The following is a 19,106-nucleotide window of genomic DNA, read 5'->3' as shown; positions in this document are numbered from 1 at the left end:
CTTAGCATAATGGCTCATTCAAACTTTGCAACAGTGCCCCAAAAGCTCTGTTCACTAGACGCACTTCCCCTAAGGGATGACCATAATAAAATTGCTCAGCTTGGCCTTTCCGGAGTGCTCGCATCGCCTCAATGCCCTTAATGGTGGCATGTGCCGTTTTGAGGGATTTAAATCCTAAGGTGGGATTGATGATCCGCTTCAATTTTCCGTGATCACTTTCAATGACATTATTGCGATATTTTATCTGTCGGTGTTCAACGCCAGCTGGGCACTTCCCCTCTTTTTTCAGTAACATGATAGCCCGGCCATAGGAGGCTGCTTTATCGGTATTAATGACTTTGAGTGCACTGCCTTTTTTCATCCGGTTGAAGAGTTTACTTAAAAAACGGTAAGCCGCTTTCGTATTCCGACGCAGTAAGAGATAAAAATCCAGTGTATTCCCTTTACTGTCAACGGCGCGGTATAAATACGCCCATTTTCCATTGATTTTTATGTCCGTTTCATCAAGGTGCCAGGTTCGGGCACCGATTGAATTATGCCAATACCAACGAAGTTTTTTGTCCAATTGTGGCGCATAATGTTGAACCCAACGATAGAGTGTTGTGTGGTCCACATTCACGCCACGCTCGGCCAGCATCTCCTGCAGCTCACGGTAACTAATGCCGTACTTGCAGTACCAACGTACAGCCCAGAGGATGATAATTCCGGTGAAATGACGACCTTTGAATGCATTCATGAGGGAAGTTTCCGTAGAGGGCTGGTTAACTTAGCATAATGACTCATTCAAACTTTGCAACAGTGCCACCGGGAATGACTATCTCCCATGTAATTCGTTTTCAGGGTATTCAACCCAGACGGCTATTTAATTCGTTTATTTGGTTCGCTTCACTCGTTAATTCAGAGGAAAATCCCAAATAATAAGGAATATAAACAGTCACCGAAATTAGCGATACGTCTTATGAGCAAGATCTCGGGTTATTTTGAGATTATTAACCACCTTTTTGGCATCATCAATTTGCCCTTGCTCCACATAAATCAACGCTTCGTCAATTTGCTGAATTAACCTGTCATAGGTATGCCGATACTGCTGCATCTCTGGCGATTGCTGAGGATAACCACGCAGTTTTCGTGGTGTTTTCCCCTGCGCTTTCTGAGCCGCAGCACGCATGACGTTCAGTGCATCCTTAAGTTGTACTGGGTCAGTAGATTGTTCAACGGTGCGCAAGGTACCGCTGAGTGTTTTCATGTCACGCGATAGCGTTTCCGCCATCATCGGCGGTGTACAGAGCGCTAATCCCATGGTAAACAGAAAGGGCAATGATTTTTTTTGCATAAGCTGACCTAATCATAATTAAATTGAAATAAAAGGTACTGTTGCAAAATTTTTCTGAAGATAATTTTGCTACCAGTTATGGTACGAACAGCTGGATATTACATGCTTCAACCGCAGGGTTAATTGCCGCGATGGTTTAAATCGCGAATAAGCCTCAAAATTTTATTGCAGGGGGTTTATTATTTTCTACAAAAAAATGCCTTCTCTCATTAAGAGAAGGCAACTCATCGTTTACATCAAGGAAAAATAGAAGAAAATCTAATATCGTCGGTTCACTATAGTATAATTAACTTAAATCAATCTTAAATTAGCCTTAAACTTACGGATTAAACATTTCCATTCTCCCTGAAAAGGCAATAGTTCCTCTTTTAACGCGGCAAACTTCTTTATATATCGAAAAGTGGCTCCTATATAATAAAGATTAAGCCATGATTTATTTCTGGTTTAACTGTATTTAGGTTTAATGTAAATTAAATACCATGAATACATCACGCATTAAGCTACAGCTCTTCGTTTTAGGGGATGATAACGTGTATTTGTATTCACTTATTTTCCCGAGTTCACTTAATGAGGTCTTATGACATATTTTAAATTCAGCTGCTTTGGCTTTTGCTTTTTACTTAGTGGCTGCTTCGCATTACAAGGTGCCACCTTAGGGGGATTAAATCAAAAAGACGACATCTGCCCTCAGCAATCGACCTCTGCACGCATTCATGGGAAATGTCCACCCTAACAGGGCACTGTTGCAAATAAAATGGAAGTACTAAGTTTTTGGCTCACCCTTATATTACAAACCAAAAGCTCTGTTCACTAGACGCACTTCCCCTAAGGGATGACCATAATAAAATTGCTTAGCCTGGCCTTTTCGGAGTGCTCGCATCGCCTCAATGCCCTTAATGGTGGCATGTGCCGTTTTGAGGGATTTAAATCCTAAGGTGGGATTGATGATCCGCTTCAATTTTCCATGAACACATTCAATGACATTATTGCGATATTTTATCTGTCGGTGTTCAACGCCAGCTGAGCACTTCCCCTCTTTTTTCAGTAACATGATAGCGCGGCCATAGGAGGCCGCTTTATCGGTATTAATGACTTTGAGTGCACTGCCTTTTTTCATCTGATTGAAGAGCTTACTTAAAAAACGGTAAGCCGCTTTCGTATTCCGACGCGGTAAGAGATAAAAATCCAGTGTATTCCCTTTACTGTCAACGGCGCGGTATAAATACGCCCATTTTCCATTGATTTTTATGTAAGTTTCATCAAGATGCCAGGTTCGGGCGCCGATTGAATTATGCCAATACCAACGAAGTTTTTTGTCCAATTGTGGCGCATAATGTTGAACCCAACGATAGAGGGCACTGTTGCAAAGTTTGAATGAGCCATTATGCTAAGTTAACCAGCCCTCTACGGAAGCTTACCTCATGAATGCATTTAAAGGTCGTCATTTCACCGGGTTTATCATCCTTTGGGCTGTGCGTTGGTACTGCAAATACGGTATCAGTTATCGAGAACTTCAGGAAATGTTGGCTGAGCGCGGTGTCAATGTAGATCACACGACAATCTATCGCTGGGTTCAACGGTATGCGCCAGAAATAGAAAAGCGGTTACGTTGGTATTGGTGTAATTCCTCTGATCTCAACAATTGGCATTTAGACGAAACGTATATCAAAGTGAATGGAAAATGGGCGTACCTTTACCGAGCTGTCGATAGTCGGGGGCATACCCTTGAATTTTACCTCTCACCACGCCGTAATACCAAAGCGGCTTATCGGTTTTTAAGAAAAATATTCAATCGCGTTAAAAAATGGCAAATCCCTAGGGTTATCAATACAGATAAAGCCGCACCGTATGGTCGAGCACTTAACCTGCTCAAAGGAGAAGGGAAATGTCCTACACATGTCGAGCATCGGCAAATCAAATTTCACAATAATGTCATTGAATGCGATCATGGAAAATTGAAGCGCGTGATAAATCCCACCTTAGGGTTTAAATCCATTAAAACGGCACATGCGACCATTAAAGGCATTGAGGTGATGCGTGCGCTTCGCAAAGGTCAAGCTGAACATTTTTACTATGGTCAGCCGCTAGGCGAAATGCGTCTAGTGAATCGAGCCTTTGGTGTGTAGCACATTTCGAGTTGAAAAACTCAATCACACTACTTTATTTGCAACAGTGCCATATCAATTGCATTGCGGCCAAGACGATCCAACTTAGTCACAATCAGGACATCACCATGCTCCATTCTATCCAATAGACGTGAAAAACCAGGTCGATCACCGGCTGCCACAGAGCCACTAATATGCTCTTCAATAATTCGATAAGGTTCTACCTTAAATCCTGCAGACTCAATTTCCCTTCGTTGGTTTTCTGTGTTTTGTTCCAGTGTTGATACACGGCAATAAGCAAAAACTCGTGACATAATGAAATCATCCGTACTAAATAGATGTCCGAATTATAACCTATGTACGAAATAAATTACCACTAGTTTAGTACACCATTTAAATAACCTGTACGAAACCGAACCATTTCGGATGTCTTATTTGATATATTTCAATTGTTGCTCAAATGAGCTACAATTGAAATATACTTAATTACAGAGGACTTAACCATGTCTGCAAATGCTTTTGTTCGTGCACGTGTTGATGAAAAACTGAAAAATGAAGCAGCTTCTGTTCTTGCTGAAATGGGACTAACCGTATCAGATTTAATTCGCATCACGCTGACTAAAGTAGCTAAAGAAAAAGCATTACCTTTTGGCATGCAAACTCCTAATAGCCTGACGGCTAAAGTTATAGCCGACAGCGAAGTAGGTCTTGACGTACATAAAGCAAAAGATGCTAACGACCTTTTTAATCAATTAGGAATTTGATTACGCATGAGTAAACATCGAGAAATAGAGTACTCAGGTCAATTCCATAAGGATGTGAAAAAAGCCCAAAAACGCCAGAAAGATATGACCAAATTAAAAATATTGATGACACTTTTAATTGAAGATAAATTGCCGCTTCCTGCTACATACAAAGATCATCCATTACAGGGGAATTACAAAGATTATAGAGATGCGCATATAGCCCCTGACTGGTTACTTATCTATAAAATAACAGATGATGTATTACGTTTTGAGCGTACAGGAACACATTCTGATTTATTTTAATAAGCATCATTAAAAACGGCAGCATAACAGTTGGCCGGTAATTGGGGTTTCGGGTGAGTAGAGCTGTCCAGTCACCCAGACAGCCCCCTCCTCAGAACCGGACGTGCGGAACTACCGCATCCGGCTCCCGACAGACCTGTGTCCCCACACATATTCAGCGAGCATTGAACATAAGCACGCCGATGGCGTGAGCATCGCGGCAGAGCCGCTCTATTTCTAGGCAACGCCCGTCTCGTCTTTTATACTCTGCTCTATGTATATTCCCAGACCCGCTAAACTGCTATTTCAATACGATGACGGATGGGATCGCTTCATCGATAACAACCCCGTCGATGAATGGCAACTCCTCTGTGTCGAAAAGATGCTCGCCTGTAGCACCTGTGCGATGGGCGTTCGACGTTATTGCTGCTCTTCTCCTGATTGCTCCCATTCACGCTTTTTTTGCCAAACCTGTAAATCTAAAGCCTGCAGTGCCTGTGGTCTCAAAGGTACCGAACAATGGATCGCCCAACAGCGCCATATTTTGCCGGATTGCGAATGGCAACATATCACCCTCACGATGCCTCACCTGCTTTGGCCTTTCTTCAACAATAATTGGCCCTTGCTCAACGGCACTGTTGCAAAGTTTGAATGAGCCATTATGCTAAGTTAACCAGCCCTCTACGGAAGCTTACCTCATGAATGCATTTAAAGGTCGTCATTTCACCGGGTTTATCATCCTTTGGGCTGTGCGTTGGTACTGCAAATACGGTATCAGTTATCGAGAACTTCAGGAAATGTTGGCTGAGCGCGGTGTCAATGTAGATCACACGACAATCTATCGCTGGGTTCAACGGTATGCGCCAGAAATAGAAAAGCGGTTACGTTGGTATTGGTGTAATTCCTCTGATCTCAACAATTGGCATTTAGACGAAACGTATATCAAAGTGAATGGAAAATGGGCGTACCTTTACCGAGCTGTCGATAGTCGGGGGCATACCCTTGAATTTTACCTCTCACCACGCCGTAATACCAAAGCGGCTTATCGGTTTTTAAGAAAAATATTCAATCGCGTTAAAAAATGGCAAATCCCTAGGGTTATCAATACAGATAAAGCCGCACCGTATGGTCGAGCACTTAACCTGCTCAAAGGAGAAGGGAAATGTCCTACACATGTCGAGCATCGGCAAATCAAATTTCACAATAATGTCATTGAATGCGATCATGGAAAATTGAAGCGCGTGATAAATCCCACCTTAGGGTTTAAATCCATTAAAACGGCACATGCGACCATTAAAGGCATTGAGGTGATGCGTGCGCTTCGCAAAGGTCAAGCTGAACATTTTTACTATGGTCAGCCGCTAGGCGAAATGCGTCTAGTGAATCGAGCCTTTGGTGTGTAGCACATTTCGAGTTGAAAAACTCAATCACACTACTTTATTTGCAACAGTGCCGCTTTTGGTTTGTAATATAAGGGTGAGCCAAAAACTTAGTACTTCCATTTTATTTGCAACAGTGCCCAAAATACTGTTTTCATGTTTACCTTCTTTTTATTGGCCCCTCATCGTAAAAAAGGGATAATTGAATCCTGCGAACACGGGACTTGAGGCTGAAATTAACGGTGTTTTCATCGCGTGTATTATTTAACTGGCCGTCTTCGTTAAATGCGATATTCCAGTCTTACTGGGGAGTATCACTCCATGAGTGTCGTGATTGACATTCACATTTTAATCATGTGCTTTAATGTTGACTAAATATCAAAATGCTTCTGATGTAATTTCCCAGATTATTTCATTTTTCCTGTGAATGGACTAATTCATATTAGAAACAAAATAAGTATAGAATTATAGGTAATACCATTAATAGGGCGTAAATAATGATAATAATAACTTTGGTGGCGAAACTTATTTCTTTCAATGTGAATGCCTTTTCTATTTTGTGATGATAATTAAATTGTCATTTTCTGCAGAAAAGCAGCCAATATTGGGCTTTTTTCATGCTGTATTCAATACCCACCTCCCCGAGGAGGTATTCGTAGCCCATAAAATGACAATGATGTAATGCTCTAAGGCGGCATTAGTCATAAATTACAGTGTAAATACCTAACTGGTTATCTTTATTAATCCAATTAAATGTTTGGATGCCTTTATGATTGGGTAATCGAATCTCTTTTCCTGCTAATTTAATGGCATCAATAGACGCTGTTTTTTTTTCACCGTTATCATGCCAACACTGAGTTTCAACTTGATGTCCATCCGTTTCAACGACACAGGGTGGGGCGACAATCGCTCCTGTAAAATGAATAACGCCAGTAGGCGCGTGTTTCATCTCACTGGATTGTGAGGCAAACGCGCTCATACTCTCCATCAAAGCTGTAAACACAATAATTGCGGGGGCAATCTTTTTTACTGAGTCAGTCATTGAAAATTCTCTATTTTCATTATCGCGTTCGGTGACCGCCTAAACGGCCACTTCTGAAAACGGCATTTACACAGTATCGTGTACAGGATCTCACCTGCGCTTATCTCGGCGTTAGCGTTGTCACTGCCGTCGCTGTCAGTACTTCCCCTTCGGCTAACCGAAATACCCTCATCTTATAAGATGAGGGTATTTGTCATTCACTACTCAATGTTGTCAAACACCATTATACGGCAGTGATAGTCATCACGGCCGTTGCGCTCAACTCTTCACCCTCAGCCAATGTGGAGTCATCCAACACATGGGTGGTTGAATTGTATGGTCCAAGACCAAATAAAGGTTTGACTGCAAACGAGACAGACGTCAGCCCGTTTCCGCCCGGTAGAAATCCCACGCTTCGTTGAACTTCGTTGAGGAGAGTCCAGTGAGAATATCCATTAGTCAATGTTATCGGCGAGTATGCAGCCTGTCCGATAACTGTACCACTCCATTTAAGCGGGAGTTTCACACGGTTTTCGACTTCATGAAATCGAGCAAATCTGGTTGAATCAGTCACCTTCTGCTCCTGAAGGTTAGTATATGAATAATTTATTGGATTTATAGCCCGTCCGTTAGAAGCCGTCACTGTCAGGATTGGAGTGGCCCCCTCGTCTCGCGATGTGGCGCTCACATTGCTCAGTGCAAAATTCACCGGAAAATACCCCGTTCCACTGCGGGTCGGTATACCATAAACGCCGCCATCGCCCGCGATTTTATTTGCCCCTGTATACTCTGTTTTTGCCCGCAAGTTAGGTAGCACACACGACCTTCCCCCGCTTGCCGTGATGGTGACCGTCGACGGCTCACCGTTCACTATCGTCAACTGACCTGGCTCCTCATCCTTCCCCTTCATGTACGTCGCGGTGCCTTGGGTGTTACCCGTCTGCGCCACCGTAAACGCACAAGCGGCCTCTACCTTAGCGATACCCGCATTAAAATTGACCGGAGCCGCCATTGCGCCTTGACCACTTAACAGCCCCATCCCCAACAATGTCACCACGACAGGCACTTTCTTGTTTAAACCCGTTTTCATTCGATTCCCCTCAAGTTATTATCCATGAGCATCCAAGTCTGAGTAGATCACACGTCCCCCACTCACACTAAGATAACCTTGCCATCGCTTATGGCAATTCCACCGTCACAGTAAACGGTAAGTTCACATTCTCTACCGTATCTAACAAAGCAAAATCCGCTTGCCCTTCTGCATTCACCGGATTCTTCGCCACCAATGCCCCCACGCCAATCAAGGCACTCTTAACTGGCTCCGCGGCCGTTGACTCCAGCGTGACCGCCTGCGCCTGTCCCCCCAGATTGAATGGCGTAATCCCCGTTGCATTCACGTAGTTATGCGTTAATGCCAGAAAACGCTGTGTTGTCCCCTCTACGGTTACCTCGGTATTCGCATTGTGCTGTGCCGTCTCAGAGATTACGTGTTCACCTGCCGCATACTTCGCTTTCACGGTATTCGCCGGCAGCTTGGCTGCCGCGGTTCCGGCTTCCGCCCCTGCCACTGTGCTAAAAGTCTCTAGCTTTGTTAGCGTCGGCATGTATTCCCAAAAACCCTCGCCCACCGCCGCTTTAAATAAGCCCGTCGCCGTCGCCGTCGTTGCCGCCGTTGCGCCCAGCTTAATGCCGTTTAAGCTACACGAAGCCCCCGATGCATCAGTCAGTTTCACACGCACCAACAGCGGCTCACCCAGTTCACCTTCCTTCACTGTTAAGGTACTGGTGCCCGCCGTTCGGTCCTGCTCTTCCCAATTCAGTGCCCAAGCGGTATCGCCCTGCGCCGCCACACTCAACACACACGCATCTGCACTAAGCACTCTAATTTGGGTTCTAAATTCCGCCGTGTTCGCTAACGCGGAGACACTGCTTCCCATCAGTAACGCGCTGCCCACAAGCAACCCAATACGTTTTTTCATCATCATCGTCTTTTCCATCATCGTTTCCATTGAGTGTATTCACACCGTTTGTTTCATTTATGTGTGATATCCGTCATACCGCCTTAAACAGCATGACACTGTTTATCCCTTTTATGTTCCTTCCACATCGCTGCTTTAGGGCCATAGCATCCCTGCCATGAAAAATGAATTCATGCCGATTTTCATTAACCGACCCAGGTAACTTTTTCGCTTTCACGCTGAGCTAACGATACGTCAACTCAACCGAGAATCCGCCTTCCAGTAATTCGGCACTCTCCATCATGCCCGGCTCCCCATGGTGTAATGATACCCAAAACGCCATCACCGCCTCCGTGTGCCCGCCCTCTGGCGCCACCGTATAGGCATAACGCGTGCCGTCTAACCGAAAATAACGTCGGGGCGTTTTATCACCCGCAAGTGGCGTGTCTGCCACCAAATCCGCGCCCTGCTGCAATACCATGGATGACGCGGTACTCGCGTCTGCCGGTGAAACTCGGTAATGCCACTGATTTGTCGGGATCGGCGCCTTCCCATCGGGTGTTGGCACATTGAGTCCGCCCCAATGTTCATGCTCCCCTTTCAGCGTCGTCCGAAATGCCACATCAACCGCTTCCACATCACACTGACTCAAATGCACAAACTGCGGCTGTTTCGGTGACGCATCCTTCGTCTTCAGCGTGAGTTGTGATGATGTCTGTTTCACCACGCACGCCGGGACGTCAAGCGTGCCCCCTATCGTGATGTCCTGTACCGGCAAATACGTCTCCGCCCCCATCACGCGGGCCATCACGAAGGTCACCCCGATACCGAATAATCCGATCCGTTTAATCATAAGACACCTGATACATCCCTTTGGCGCTGATGTTCCCTGCTCCCATCGGTAAACCGTTGTCCGGCCGCGCGTAAAACACTTGTAATGACACCCGAACGCCTTCGCGTAACTCCCCCGTCCATGTTGTTGGGGTCGGATTACTCAGTACCACGGGGTGCTTTGCATCCCAACGCACCGTGCCGTGTTGATGTTGACCAAAGCCTTCCGCGTCATACTGCATCACAAACCCAACTCCGACGGTTTGTTGTTCACTGTCTTGCCCCACCAATAACGTGGCGGGCCCCGCCGTTGAGTCCATCACTTCGCTCAAGGGAATAAACCGTAAGCGCACATTTCGGGTGTTTTCCGAACAATTGGCGAGCACCAACTGAGGAAGAGAACTAAAAGCCTGAGCAACTCCCCCCGGTTTGACATGCTGACGCAGCCATCCGCGGTCAACTTTCGGTAACTGAAAATGCAACCCGCCCACTTGGCTGGTACAGGTCGGTACCCGAAAGTCCGCGGATACCCGTATCCGGTCAACCTGTTGGTATACCGCCTCGCCTTCCACACTCAAGAATGTGGTGACCCGGGTAAATTCCGTGGCCGGTAAATCCGCTAATCCAGCTTCCACATGACGCTCGACGCGAACCAAACCGACCTCAAGCTCACCGAGTTCCTTCACCTGGCGCCCTTGTCCCTCACGAACACGTGGTGCCTGTTTATCCGTCCGAACCCCAATTCCTATTCCCGATAGCCCACTGCGAAAAACATACCAACCCTCCTCAACACGACTGTTGTTCGAGTCCAAGGTCAAGGTAGAAGCAGACCAGGTTTGCGTCCAGGTATCCTCAGCAGTACAGCGTGTGCAAACCACATCAGGCAACGTCACGCGCTGTGATACGAACGCCGTACTTGAGTTGACCGGGATAGACGGCGTCAATGATTGCACACCAAACGTGACCGCTATCGGGGGACTTTGAAACGCGTCCCCTGGGGCAGGCCAACCCACGCGAGCGCACACGCCACTGATCAGTACGGTCACTAACAAAACCCACCCAAACTGCACGCGGAGGACTCTCGATAAAGACTGTCTCGCTTTTTGGGGCGTTGTGTTGTTCGTTGTCATGTCCGTTATCCTCATGATTGACAACTGGACGCCAATAACGCCAGTCGCGTGATGTCCGTCCCTTCAGGGATGTGATAATTCGCCGTACATTGCTCATCCGGTTCATCGCCCCAACGAGCAACCAGCGAACCTGCAGCTGGCATACCGGATAAATACACCTGCCCGGCCTCAGCCACAATGCCCGTAATCGGGGGCTGCGCTGACGCGTCAGACTGCAAAGCGACACTGGTGCCAAATAGCAGCGGCTCACCCTGGTGCGTCAAGGTCAATAAAACGCGATACCCTTGCTGACTGTTAAAGGTCGCAGCAACCAATGCTCCCCGCACAGGAACCACGTGACGACTTGATGAATCCAATTCCACATCACCCGGCAATTGACTGGTGTCAACCATCACATTCCCACGAGCGTACGGGGTCAATCCACTGACCAGGGCATACCCTCGCCAATCCGTTCTCGCCCCATTGACGGGAACCCCGCTCGCGCCCGGAATAGACACCAAAGCATTTCCCCCACTGAGCGACACTGATTTGCCTAACGTCACGCCGTGAGGGTGTGCTGCAAATGCGCCGCTCACCCCATACGACAAGGCACTGTTCCCTGCTTGATAACTGTATCCTCCGCTGAAACTACCATACTGGCCGCCATACCCCAGACTCAGACTTCGACCTCGAGCGCCAGTCAACGCTTGCGACACCGAATACGATAAATCGCCTGACAAAGCCGAGCCACTGACCCCACTTTGCTGACTCACCTGACCGTTACTCTGGGTGTAAGAATAGTTACCGCTATTGAGGTAAGAAGAGCCCGACCACTTCCCGAGCGGCAACGACATCATCAGCGACATTGAGCGGTCCGTTTTATCCTTCCCACGATGCCCTCTCTCGCGCTCAGACTGTTGACCCCGTACCGTATTCATTCCCCACGCCAAGGACAGCCCCACATCCGCTATCGTGGTGTTATACCCCAGCATGATATTTTGCGTGACTTGGTCGCTGTGCCATTGGGTCGCACGAGACAGATTTAACGTGATATTGCCGTACTGCTTTAACGACTGTGAGAGCGAAATTCCCAAGTTATCACGCAGCCCCGAGCGAGGTTGTTGCCACTCATCGTCAGCGAGTGGCGCCAAACTCAACATTTCTGAATAACTGCGCGCATTCGGACTTTGCCCTCGGGTATAGGTCATTCCCAGTGACGTCTCATGAAAACGTCGTGACCAACTCACATTGTGCGCGAGTCCCATCGCCACGCCGGTTCGTCCGGGTATCGCCGACAGTTGGCTGCGACTGCCTTGCATCGAATACGTGAGTGCCCCAAAACGCCCAAGGTAAACCCCAGAGCCGAGGGCTAAAGCTTGATAATTTTTGGAGAGCAGAGCCCCGCCTGTCAGGGTGGTATTTTCCCCAACGCCGTAACTGCCCCCGGCTTGCACAAAACGGGGGTCAACATACTTGCTCCGCACCGTCGCCACTCCTGTCGACGCACTGTACGACAACGCCCCCTTCGGTAATAAACTGCTACTGTTCGCTTGCGCCAGAACAAATTCACTCACGTGTCCGTCAGCATCACGCACTTCAACCGTCACGTCCCCGCTGCCACTGCGATTAAATTCTGACAGTGAATACGGCCCTTGCGGGATGTTCTGCTGAAAAATAACCTGACCATTCTGACGCGCGGTGACCGTGGAAGGGGTGTTCGCAATCCCTGAAACCGTCGGGGTATACTGTATGGTCATGGGGTCAAACATGCTCTCATCCGAGTCCACCTTTGCGCCCCAAAAAGCCACAGAATCCACCCCGCCCCCGGAAGATGCGGTATACCCCAGCGTCACCTCATTGCCCCCCAATTGGGCAAATCCCCGCTGAGCATACCCGTTAGACACATTCCATTCTGCCGACTGTCCTTGGCGTTGATACGCCGATATGTCGTTACGAAATCGCCAACCCAGCAAATTCAATTGCCCACTTAATCCTAAAAAGTGGCTACCCTGCTTTTGCCCATGATGCCATTGTTGAACGCCCGTCAATGTGTAGTTCACGAGCCAAGCGGGCAGGCCGCTATCCCATGATGCTGCCGGCACGCGCAACTGTGCGCCTTTCCCTAGGCTGGCTTGGGGGACGGTCAACGATAACAGGCGACGATTAAAATCAAACGACTCCTGAGCATACGGCACCAACGCCATAATGCCCCCCACTGGGCAATGGGTCTCGGTTGACTCTGTATCATCAGCCACCTCTGGGTGCGCCGCCGATACATCCCTGTCCACTTTTTTTTGCGTCGCGGTAATCCCCCACCACGTCAAAATGTCATCCGCCGAGACGCAGGCGTACAACTTTCCAGGTTGGTCTGGCAACGATTTAAAGGTCAGCACCCGCCCTTCATCCACGAGTTTCCCGTTGACCTTCACTTGCACCGCATATTGCCCTGGGGCCATACCGCCTTTGTGTGCAAAGTAAGATAAGTCAATGTGTTTCTCCGTTCCTCGGTCTGTACTCCCCATCGACAAAAAATCACTGTCAAACGTTAAGGCATTCGAGATTTCGTCACTCGCCGCCTGCACGGGCACATTCAGCAATACCAAGCCACTCAGCGTGGCTAGGTAATGGACACGAAAAAAAAACATAACGGTTCACCTCGAAGACAACCTTGTGTGATGATAAATGGGCAGTCAAAATCCCTATCGAAATGCTCATGCTCCCACCCGTCCTCTCCTGACATCTTTCGAGGAGCGACAGCAATAACTCGGCTTAAAAACGCAGGCTTAACACCGGTGTCGTCATCCCTCTGTCATCAATCGTGCTGTAGGTTAGCGTGCCTTCCGTTACGTTAACGGGAAACTGGAACATGCCAAACGGAGCAATCATCGAATCGCCTGCACCGGCATCAATCGGCTTACCGTTGACTTGCAATTGACTTAATGTAATGAAGTACGGTGTTGGGTTTTTCACCGTCATCGTTTTCCCTTGAACCGCCGCCGTTAATTTCGAGGGTGCCGCCTTTACTGCCGCCATATCACTGATAGCCACTGGACGATAAAACAGCTTAATGCGCGTATTGACTGCAAATTGCAGTCCACTTTGCACGGCCTTTTGATACGTCATTTCCCCTTTTTTTGGGGGGATCGCTAAGTTGTTTAAGTAATACACCGACTCACGATCGGCTGGTAAGGCGTCACTCAGTAAATTAATCCTCAATTGCACGGCCGTTTTCGGATCCAATCGGTACAGCGGAGGGGTCACAGCAAATGGCACTTCTGGGACGACTTGACCGGTTGAGGGCGGCATACCGGCCTTCTCCTCGCCCTCTTCATAAGGGGAAACCCAAAAGCGCATTAACCACACTGCGCTTGAGGAGGAGTTCGTGACCGTCATCGACTCGGCGTGGTTCGCGCCATTAAAAATCACCCGAGTCCCCCCGAGCTGCACACCGCCGGTGTCCATGTCACTGTCTGTATTGGCTGACGCAGACACACTACTCAGTATCATTAAGGCCGTAATCAGACGAAATACGCCACGCGTTCTTATTTGTTTATTCATTCTCATTTTGTAACCTAAAAAAGTAACAGGGGGTAAAGAGTTACCGTTATTGTTATGCTCGACCTATTTCCCGTGAAAGGAGAGCAATGACGATTATGATGAACACACCCAATACCCCCTCCATTTTGGCAAATGCCACGCAGGGGTATACGCGCCCTGCTGTTTATTGGTACAGAAGGTCAGGCATGTCGTCTTATCTATATAGGGTATTTTCAGTGTGGCCCCTGACAATACAAGGGTTCACCATGTCAAAAATCCTGATGCGGCTTATCGGTGATAAGACATCCAGATGGGGGATTCCGCATGAATGACTTGGTGGATAAGCTCATCCCAACGGAGGTCTAAAGCGTGAACCATTTTGCTCATCATCAGTAAATTCACCGTGGTCACGCCATTTTCATAGCGAGAAACCTGCTGCTGGCTGACATTTAATCGCTTTGCCAATTCACTGCCGCTTAATCGTTTTTGCTCTCGTACGTAACGAAGGTAGGCTCCAAATCGGCAGCGTATCTCTTGCGCTCCCATAGTCCTAGGATTAGGCATCATCGCATTTAGTTCACATGTCATCGCGGTGTTATCCTCTTTGATAGCCATTTTATTAAAACTCTCTCCATCGATGTTACCCTCGGCAAAATCCGTGTTCTCGGTCAGTCTATCGACTCACGTAACGTCTTTTTGCTCTTTTGAGTCTCGACGTCTCCCGGGTAAATAAATCGTTAAATCTGTTACCCCAAGGAAGTGTGATTAGTATAGAAATGTTATTTCCGTGTGTCTTTATGTCGAGTAAATACATTAATAAATACAATAACAAATAATATTTACGAGTATTTATTAAAAATAACACAACAAATAACGAATCATTACAAAATGCAACAGAATTAACATCTGGATAATTGAAAAATTACAGGATAAAAAAGCCCCCCCACCCCTTCTCTTTCGCGTTAAAAAACACAAAAAAGTAGTATTTTTTAACCCCCTCCCTAAATAACACATCAAAGGGAGAGTAATGGCTTGATATATTTTCGTGATTAACTCGAAAAAACCAGCATTAATTAATATTATTTAATATTAATTAATGCAATTAAAAATAAGATCGAAAAAATCGATCGTAAAGACAAAGCAATTCGATCGAATTATTTCAAAAAAACTAAAAATAAAGCAAATATCAATATAAATAACTGCAATGGCGATATTTTGTATTAATAGAGACCGTGCTATTGAATAATGGTCAACTATTCAGTTTTTATTGATAAAGAAAAACTCAATAATAATCAGGTGGTCATTATCGTGGTCCGACCAAATTCGCGTACTTATTCATCAAAAAAACCGAATGAAACGGAAATTAACGCATATTGCGAGTCATTATTCACTTTTACCGAATCGGATTAATCTTGTTCGTTTTAAGCGCGATTGATATAAAAACGAGAGGCTCCAGCGCCCATAATCAAACGGGGTGATGCAAACATGAGTATGCCTCTAGCCACGTTAAGTAAAGTCAAATAGCAGAGACAGGACGTTGGCTGACACAATGGCAAACGTCAAGCCGATGGGGTGGTAACATGCCACAGAAGCCGAAGACAGATGAAAATAGGTGGACAAAAAACGATGGTTGCAAACTGCTGCCTAAGATCAGTGTGCCTATTATTTCAGTTTTTGGTTAAAAATGATGCGATTACACGTTGGCATGGTTAGGTTTAAATACGATAGAGACCCTTTAGCAAACTTTGATACCGAAACATCTCGTTATTAACTCATTAAACTGTTCATCGAATTTCCTAACCATCAAGCGTTATGAAAATCACTAAACTCATTGAGCTAGCGACGTTTGCGTTAAGCGAAAAAATGAAAAAGGGATAGAGACAGACTACTGCAGGGAAATGAGCTCTTCACGGCTTAAACCGGTACTCTCAACTATAAGGGGTATTGCGCCCAATTCACCGAAAAGTTCCACGTATTCTTATTAATTATTATATTTCAGTAGGTTATCTTTCTGTTTCTTGAATGATATTACCTTGCTTATGTTTAGCCATATTCAGTGCTCGATAAATTGTGGCTTCACCCAGTTTAAATAACTTGGCTAACTCTCCAATCGTTGAACCATTCATTCTACGGGTATAGATCTCGTTGCATAGCCCATCATTGAGCTTTGCTGGACGTCCAAACTTTACACCGCTTTCTTGTGCTTTCGCTATTCCTTCTGCTTGACGTTCGGTGCGAAGATCATTTTCAAATTCTGCAATTGAAGCCAGCATATTGAACATCAGCCGGCCTGTAGATGTGCTGGTATCGATATTTTGATCGATAACCAATAAGTCAATTTGCTCTTTTTCAAATCGCTTTGCTAACTCAGATAGATGATTAACTGAACGAGCAAGGCGGTCGAGCCGGGTCACTATTAACGTATCGCCTTCTCGAAGATAATCCATGCAAGATTGAAATTCGGGTCGGTTAGCCGTTCGGCCACTTCGTTTTTCTTTGTAAATTCGCTCACATCCGACTTGACTCAACTTTCCAAGCTGAACTGCCAAACTTTGCCCTGTCGAACTAACGCGTGCATATCCAATTTTGGCCATAATCTATCAAATTCTCTTAAATGTTTTGATTTTATACTTATGATAGTATTTTTGATAGATGAAATCACCACCTATCAAAAATTATACTTTTTGATTGATCGTAATTTTGACAACCAACATTCGGTTTAACTATTATGATTAAATCGAATGATACGTGAGGTAAAGAAAATGCATGCACTTTCGGCCAACGAAGCAAAAACTCATTTTGGTGACATGCTGTTAAAGGCACAGCGTGCTCCGATTCAGATCAATAGAAATGGCAAACCTGTCGCGGTTGTGATGTCCGCGGAAGATTATCAGAACTTTGAAGCTATGAAATTACAACTCTTGCAGGCAAGAGCGGCACAAGCCAAGGCCGATATCGCTGCGGGTGATCTCATCGATGGTGAAGCCTTTTTTGATGAATTGGGAGCGGGTAAATACGACTGATGTCAACCTACCACATAACACCAGATGCCCGGGCCGACTTGATAGGGATTAGACAATATACGGTGCAGCAGTGGGGGAAACTCCAGTCTCAAAGTTATCTGTCTGAATTACGTCAGGCCATCCGCATACTTGCTGAAACGCCGTCACTGGGGAAATCCAGAGCCGATGTCGGGACCGGAGTATTCATGCCAGTCATATGATCTACTACGTTGAGCAAGACTGTCACATTGTAGTATTCGCCGTTCTGCATCAACGGATGCTGCCATCATTACATTTAACCGAAAGAGAAATCACTTAAGGGTTCTGGCGTTAGATTTTTAGGGTTGTTTTAGCATTAATTAAAAAATGAGTATGTTTCCCTGCCTGTCAGGTAAGGCAGACAGGGACCTTATATCCCTGAATTTTTCACGAGCCGTTTCCCGCCCCGTTACTGAGTAAGATATGCCATCAACACGCAACAGCAGAATACAGATCCTCACTTCCGATGAAATCGATGAATTATACCGACGGCCAGAGTTCAATCAGACGGAACGTGAAGAGTTCTTCTCCCTCGATACACGGGCGCTCGAACATATCCGGAAAATGGAAAAGCTGGAATCCCGGGTCCACTTCATTCTTATCATGGGCTACTTCCGCTCAAAACCAGTTATTCCTCAGTTTCACTTAAAGGACGTCAGGCAAGACGTCCGATATATCTGCCATACCTACTTTGCCGGCGCAAAACCTCAATACACGGTATTGCCTAAATCAACCCGCTTTAGACTGGTAAGCCAGGTGATCTCTTTCCTTGGTTTTGAACAACTAACACTATGAAAGTCTGGGCTTCGGTTGACAATTAGTTTTTTCTAATTGTAGCCGGAGGTCAGATATGATGAACATTAAAGCTAAACGAGATATTGCACATAAAACAAAAATCTTAAATCATGCCCGCGAGAGTAAAAATATTGCTAAAACGTGTCGTCATTTTGGGATCAGTAGAGAAACGTTTTATACTTGGAAAAGAGCTTATGAACGAGATGGCGAGAAAGGATTAATCAATAATAAACCCTGCCCTGAAAATCCAACCAGAAGAGTTGCAAAACACTTCGAAGAGCTGGTTATTTATCTGCGTACGACTTACCATTTTGGTCCCCAACGTATCGCTTGGTATCTTTACGGTTTCATAACATCAAAATATCACGCTCTGGCTGTTACTATGTATTGTTAAGAAACAAATTAAACCAACTTCCTCAAAATCAGAGAAGTCGTTCTAAACCGCTATTTAAACGTTATCAGAAACAAGTTCCAGGGCATCATGTTCAGGTTGATGTGAAGTTCCTATTTTTTTATACGCCTGATGGACAAAGAATTAAACGTTTTCAATATACTGCGATTGATGACGCAACACGGATCAGAGCACTTAAAATTTATGAAAGGCACAATCAGGCTAATGCCATTGATTTTATTAATTATGTTGTAAATAAATTTCCCTTTAGAATCAAAACGATTAGAACTGATAATGGGCACGAATTCCAATCGAAATTTAATTGGCATATTCATGATCTCGGGATGGAGCATGTTTATATCAAGCTAGCTACACCCAGATTGAATGGGAAAGTCGAGAGTTCTCATTTAACAGATAAACAGGAATTTTATCAATTAATCGATTATAAGGATGATGTCGATTTACATGAAAAATTAGCTGAATGGGAGGCATTTTATAATTGTCATCGCCCCCACTCAGCTCATGCTGGTAAAACACCGTATGAAGTGTTAAAAAATAAACTTGGTCTTTAAGACTAA

Annotated in this window: 18 protein-coding genes and 4 pseudogenes; 9 read left to right on the top strand and 13 right to left on the bottom strand. The window is 45.7% G+C overall.

All coding sequences use genetic code 11. From position 1 onward, the window contains the following. Nucleotide 1: 1 nt before the first annotated feature. The 3 genes and pseudogenes from HFU86_RS18990 to HFU86_RS18980 form a co-directional block, all read right to left on the bottom strand. Complete coding sequence (locus HFU86_RS18990; RefSeq protein WP_187129906.1) at nt 2–736, bottom strand: IS6 family transposase; 735 nt, start codon at nt 734–736, stop codon at nt 2–4. A gap of 207 nt (nt 737–943) precedes the next feature. Continuing rightward, nucleotides 944–1,333 carry a cytochrome b562 gene (locus HFU86_RS18985; RefSeq protein ID WP_132497328.1) on the bottom strand — a complete coding sequence of 130 codons (390 nt, stop codon included), beginning with the start codon at nt 1,331–1,333 and terminating at the stop codon, nt 944–946. Nucleotides 1,334–2,120: 787 nt separating this feature from the next. Continuing rightward, nucleotides 2,121–2,696: pseudogene (locus tag HFU86_RS18980) on the bottom strand (IS6 family transposase); the annotation flags it as partial. A 58-nt stretch (nt 2,697–2,754) separates the two neighbouring features. Between HFU86_RS18980 and HFU86_RS18975 the strand changes: the two are divergent. Continuing rightward, nucleotides 2,755–3,459 carry an IS6 family transposase gene (locus tag HFU86_RS18975; RefSeq protein WP_187129905.1) on the top strand — a complete coding sequence of 235 codons (705 nt, stop codon included), beginning with the start codon at nt 2,755–2,757 and terminating at the stop codon, nt 3,457–3,459. A gap of 50 nt (nt 3,460–3,509) precedes the next feature. On the opposite strand, the pseudogene HFU86_RS18970 reads toward HFU86_RS18975, so the two are convergent. Then, nucleotides 3,510–3,752, bottom strand: a pseudogene (locus HFU86_RS18970) (recombinase family protein); the annotation flags it as partial. 189 nt (nt 3,753–3,941) lie between these two features. Here HFU86_RS18970 and HFU86_RS18965 point away from each other — a divergent pair. From HFU86_RS18965 to HFU86_RS18950, 4 genes and pseudogenes are all read left to right on the top strand, one after another. Next, nucleotides 3,942–4,202, top strand: a complete 261-nt coding sequence (locus HFU86_RS18965; RefSeq protein ID WP_132497379.1) for a type II toxin-antitoxin system RelB/DinJ family antitoxin — start codon at nt 3,942–3,944, stop codon at nt 4,200–4,202. Nucleotides 4,203–4,208: 6 nt separating this feature from the next. Beyond that, nucleotides 4,209–4,487, top strand: coding sequence for a type II toxin-antitoxin system YafQ family toxin (locus HFU86_RS18960; RefSeq protein WP_132497378.1), 279 nt, complete (start codon nt 4,209–4,211; stop codon nt 4,485–4,487). Nucleotides 4,488–4,740: 253 nt separating this feature from the next. Continuing rightward, a pseudogene (locus tag HFU86_RS18955) lies at nt 4,741–5,097 on the top strand (transposase zinc-binding domain-containing protein); the annotation flags it as partial. 67 nt (nt 5,098–5,164) lie between these two features. Next, complete coding sequence (locus HFU86_RS18950) at nt 5,165–5,869, top strand: IS6 family transposase (RefSeq protein WP_187129905.1); 705 nt, start codon at nt 5,165–5,167, stop codon at nt 5,867–5,869. Between the two features lie 673 nt (nt 5,870–6,542). Here HFU86_RS18950 and HFU86_RS18945 read toward each other — a convergent pair. The 9 genes from HFU86_RS18945 to HFU86_RS18905 form a co-directional block, all read right to left on the bottom strand. Then, nucleotides 6,543–6,887, bottom strand: coding sequence for a hypothetical protein (locus HFU86_RS18945; protein ID WP_132497330.1), 345 nt, complete (start codon nt 6,885–6,887; stop codon nt 6,543–6,545). A 223-nt stretch (nt 6,888–7,110) separates the two neighbouring features. Beyond that, nucleotides 7,111–7,956 carry a hypothetical protein gene (locus tag HFU86_RS18940; RefSeq protein ID WP_132497331.1) on the bottom strand — a complete coding sequence of 282 codons (846 nt, stop codon included), beginning with the start codon at nt 7,954–7,956 and terminating at the stop codon, nt 7,111–7,113. Between the two features lie 88 nt (nt 7,957–8,044). Beyond that, nucleotides 8,045–8,851 carry a hypothetical protein gene (locus HFU86_RS18935; RefSeq protein ID WP_187129904.1) on the bottom strand — a complete coding sequence of 269 codons (807 nt, stop codon included), beginning with the start codon at nt 8,849–8,851 and terminating at the stop codon, nt 8,045–8,047. Between the two features lie 217 nt (nt 8,852–9,068). After that, nucleotides 9,069–9,482, bottom strand: coding sequence for a hypothetical protein (locus HFU86_RS18930; protein WP_132497333.1), 414 nt, complete (start codon nt 9,480–9,482; stop codon nt 9,069–9,071). Nucleotides 9,483–9,669: 187 nt separating this feature from the next. Further along, nucleotides 9,670–10,725, bottom strand: coding sequence for a hypothetical protein (locus HFU86_RS18925; protein ID WP_187129903.1), 1,056 nt, complete (start codon nt 10,723–10,725; stop codon nt 9,670–9,672). A gap of 71 nt (nt 10,726–10,796) precedes the next feature. Beyond that, nucleotides 10,797–13,409 (bottom strand): fimbria/pilus outer membrane usher protein, encoded by a 2,613-nt coding sequence (locus HFU86_RS18920; RefSeq protein WP_132497335.1) that lies wholly within the window; start codon nt 13,407–13,409, stop codon nt 10,797–10,799. Nucleotides 13,410–13,533: 124 nt separating this feature from the next. Further along, complete coding sequence (locus tag HFU86_RS18915; protein ID WP_132497336.1) at nt 13,534–14,328, bottom strand: fimbrial biogenesis chaperone; 795 nt, start codon at nt 14,326–14,328, stop codon at nt 13,534–13,536. A gap of 261 nt (nt 14,329–14,589) precedes the next feature. Beyond that, entirely contained in the window at nt 14,590–14,916 is a 327-nt protein-coding gene (locus HFU86_RS18910; RefSeq protein WP_132497337.1) for a helix-turn-helix domain-containing protein, read from the bottom strand. 1,388 nt (nt 14,917–16,304) lie between these two features. Then, nucleotides 16,305–16,895: a recombinase family protein gene (locus HFU86_RS18905; RefSeq protein ID WP_187129902.1), complete on the bottom strand. Its 591-nt coding sequence runs from the start codon at nt 16,893–16,895 to the stop codon at nt 16,305–16,307. Nucleotides 16,896–17,063: 168 nt separating this feature from the next. Here HFU86_RS18905 and HFU86_RS18900 point away from each other — a divergent pair, with 168 nt between their 5' ends. From HFU86_RS18900 to HFU86_RS18885, 4 genes and pseudogenes are all read left to right on the top strand, one after another. Next, the gene (locus tag HFU86_RS18900; RefSeq protein WP_132497374.1) at nt 17,064–17,324 is read left to right on the top strand and encodes a type II toxin-antitoxin system Phd/YefM family antitoxin; all 261 of its coding nucleotides are present in this window, start codon (nt 17,064–17,066) and stop codon (nt 17,322–17,324) included. Beyond that, nucleotides 17,324–17,524 carry a type II toxin-antitoxin system RelE/ParE family toxin gene (locus tag HFU86_RS18895; protein ID WP_243699029.1) on the top strand — a complete coding sequence of 67 codons (201 nt, stop codon included), beginning with the start codon at nt 17,324–17,326 and terminating at the stop codon, nt 17,522–17,524. Before HFU86_RS18900 ends, HFU86_RS18895 begins: the two co-directional genes overlap by 1 nt. A gap of 241 nt (nt 17,525–17,765) precedes the next feature. After that, nucleotides 17,766–18,137 carry a DUF4158 domain-containing protein gene (locus HFU86_RS18890; RefSeq protein ID WP_132497373.1) on the top strand — a complete coding sequence of 124 codons (372 nt, stop codon included), beginning with the start codon at nt 17,766–17,768 and terminating at the stop codon, nt 18,135–18,137. A 55-nt stretch (nt 18,138–18,192) separates the two neighbouring features. After that, nucleotides 18,193–19,100: pseudogene (locus HFU86_RS18885) on the top strand (IS481 family transposase). Nucleotides 19,101–19,106 lie beyond the last annotated feature (6 nt).

This window comes from Providencia sp. JUb39 (assembly GCF_012272845.1).
In the GTDB taxonomy this organism is placed as follows: domain Bacteria; phylum Pseudomonadota; class Gammaproteobacteria; order Enterobacterales; family Enterobacteriaceae; genus Providencia; species Providencia lanzhouensis.
The sequence above is the reverse complement of the archived record's forward strand: the minus strand, read 5'-3'. Positions and strand labels throughout refer to the sequence as shown.

Excerpts from the sequence above, each read along its gene's own strand:
- HFU86_RS18950 (WP_187129905.1), top strand. The coding sequence starts at position 5,165 with ATGAATGCATTTAAAGGTCGTCATTTCACCGGGTTTATCATCCTTTGG.
- HFU86_RS18945 (WP_132497330.1), bottom strand. The coding sequence starts at position 6,887 with ATGACTGACTCAGTAAAAAAGATTGCCCCCGCAATTATTGTGTTTACA.
- HFU86_RS18940 (WP_132497331.1), bottom strand. The coding sequence starts at position 7,956 with ATGAAAACGGGTTTAAACAAGAAAGTGCCTGTCGTGGTGACATTGTTG.
- HFU86_RS18935 (WP_187129904.1), bottom strand. The coding sequence starts at position 8,851 with ATGATGATGAAAAAACGTATTGGGTTGCTTGTGGGCAGCGCGTTACTG.
- HFU86_RS18895 (WP_243699029.1), top strand. The coding sequence starts at position 17,324 with ATGTCAACCTACCACATAACACCAGATGCCCGGGCCGACTTGATAGGG.
- HFU86_RS18905 (WP_187129902.1), bottom strand. The coding sequence starts at position 16,895 with ATGGCCAAAATTGGATATGCACGCGTTAGTTCGACAGGGCAAAGTTTG.
- HFU86_RS18985 (WP_132497328.1), bottom strand. The coding sequence starts at position 1,333 with ATGCAAAAAAAATCATTGCCCTTTCTGTTTACCATGGGATTAGCGCTC.
- HFU86_RS18990 (WP_187129906.1), bottom strand. The coding sequence starts at position 736 with ATGAATGCATTCAAAGGTCGTCATTTCACCGGAATTATCATCCTCTGG.
- HFU86_RS18920 (WP_132497335.1), bottom strand. The coding sequence starts at position 13,409 with ATGTTTTTTTTTCGTGTCCATTACCTAGCCACGCTGAGTGGCTTGGTA.
- HFU86_RS18890 (WP_132497373.1), top strand. The coding sequence starts at position 17,766 with ATGCCATCAACACGCAACAGCAGAATACAGATCCTCACTTCCGATGAA.
- HFU86_RS18915 (WP_132497336.1), bottom strand. The coding sequence starts at position 14,328 with ATGAGAATGAATAAACAAATAAGAACGCGTGGCGTATTTCGTCTGATT.
- HFU86_RS18960 (WP_132497378.1), top strand. The coding sequence starts at position 4,209 with ATGAGTAAACATCGAGAAATAGAGTACTCAGGTCAATTCCATAAGGAT.
- HFU86_RS18975 (WP_187129905.1), top strand. The coding sequence starts at position 2,755 with ATGAATGCATTTAAAGGTCGTCATTTCACCGGGTTTATCATCCTTTGG.
- HFU86_RS18900 (WP_132497374.1), top strand. The coding sequence starts at position 17,064 with ATGCATGCACTTTCGGCCAACGAAGCAAAAACTCATTTTGGTGACATG.
- HFU86_RS18965 (WP_132497379.1), top strand. The coding sequence starts at position 3,942 with ATGTCTGCAAATGCTTTTGTTCGTGCACGTGTTGATGAAAAACTGAAA.
- HFU86_RS18910 (WP_132497337.1), bottom strand. The coding sequence starts at position 14,916 with ATGGCTATCAAAGAGGATAACACCGCGATGACATGTGAACTAAATGCG.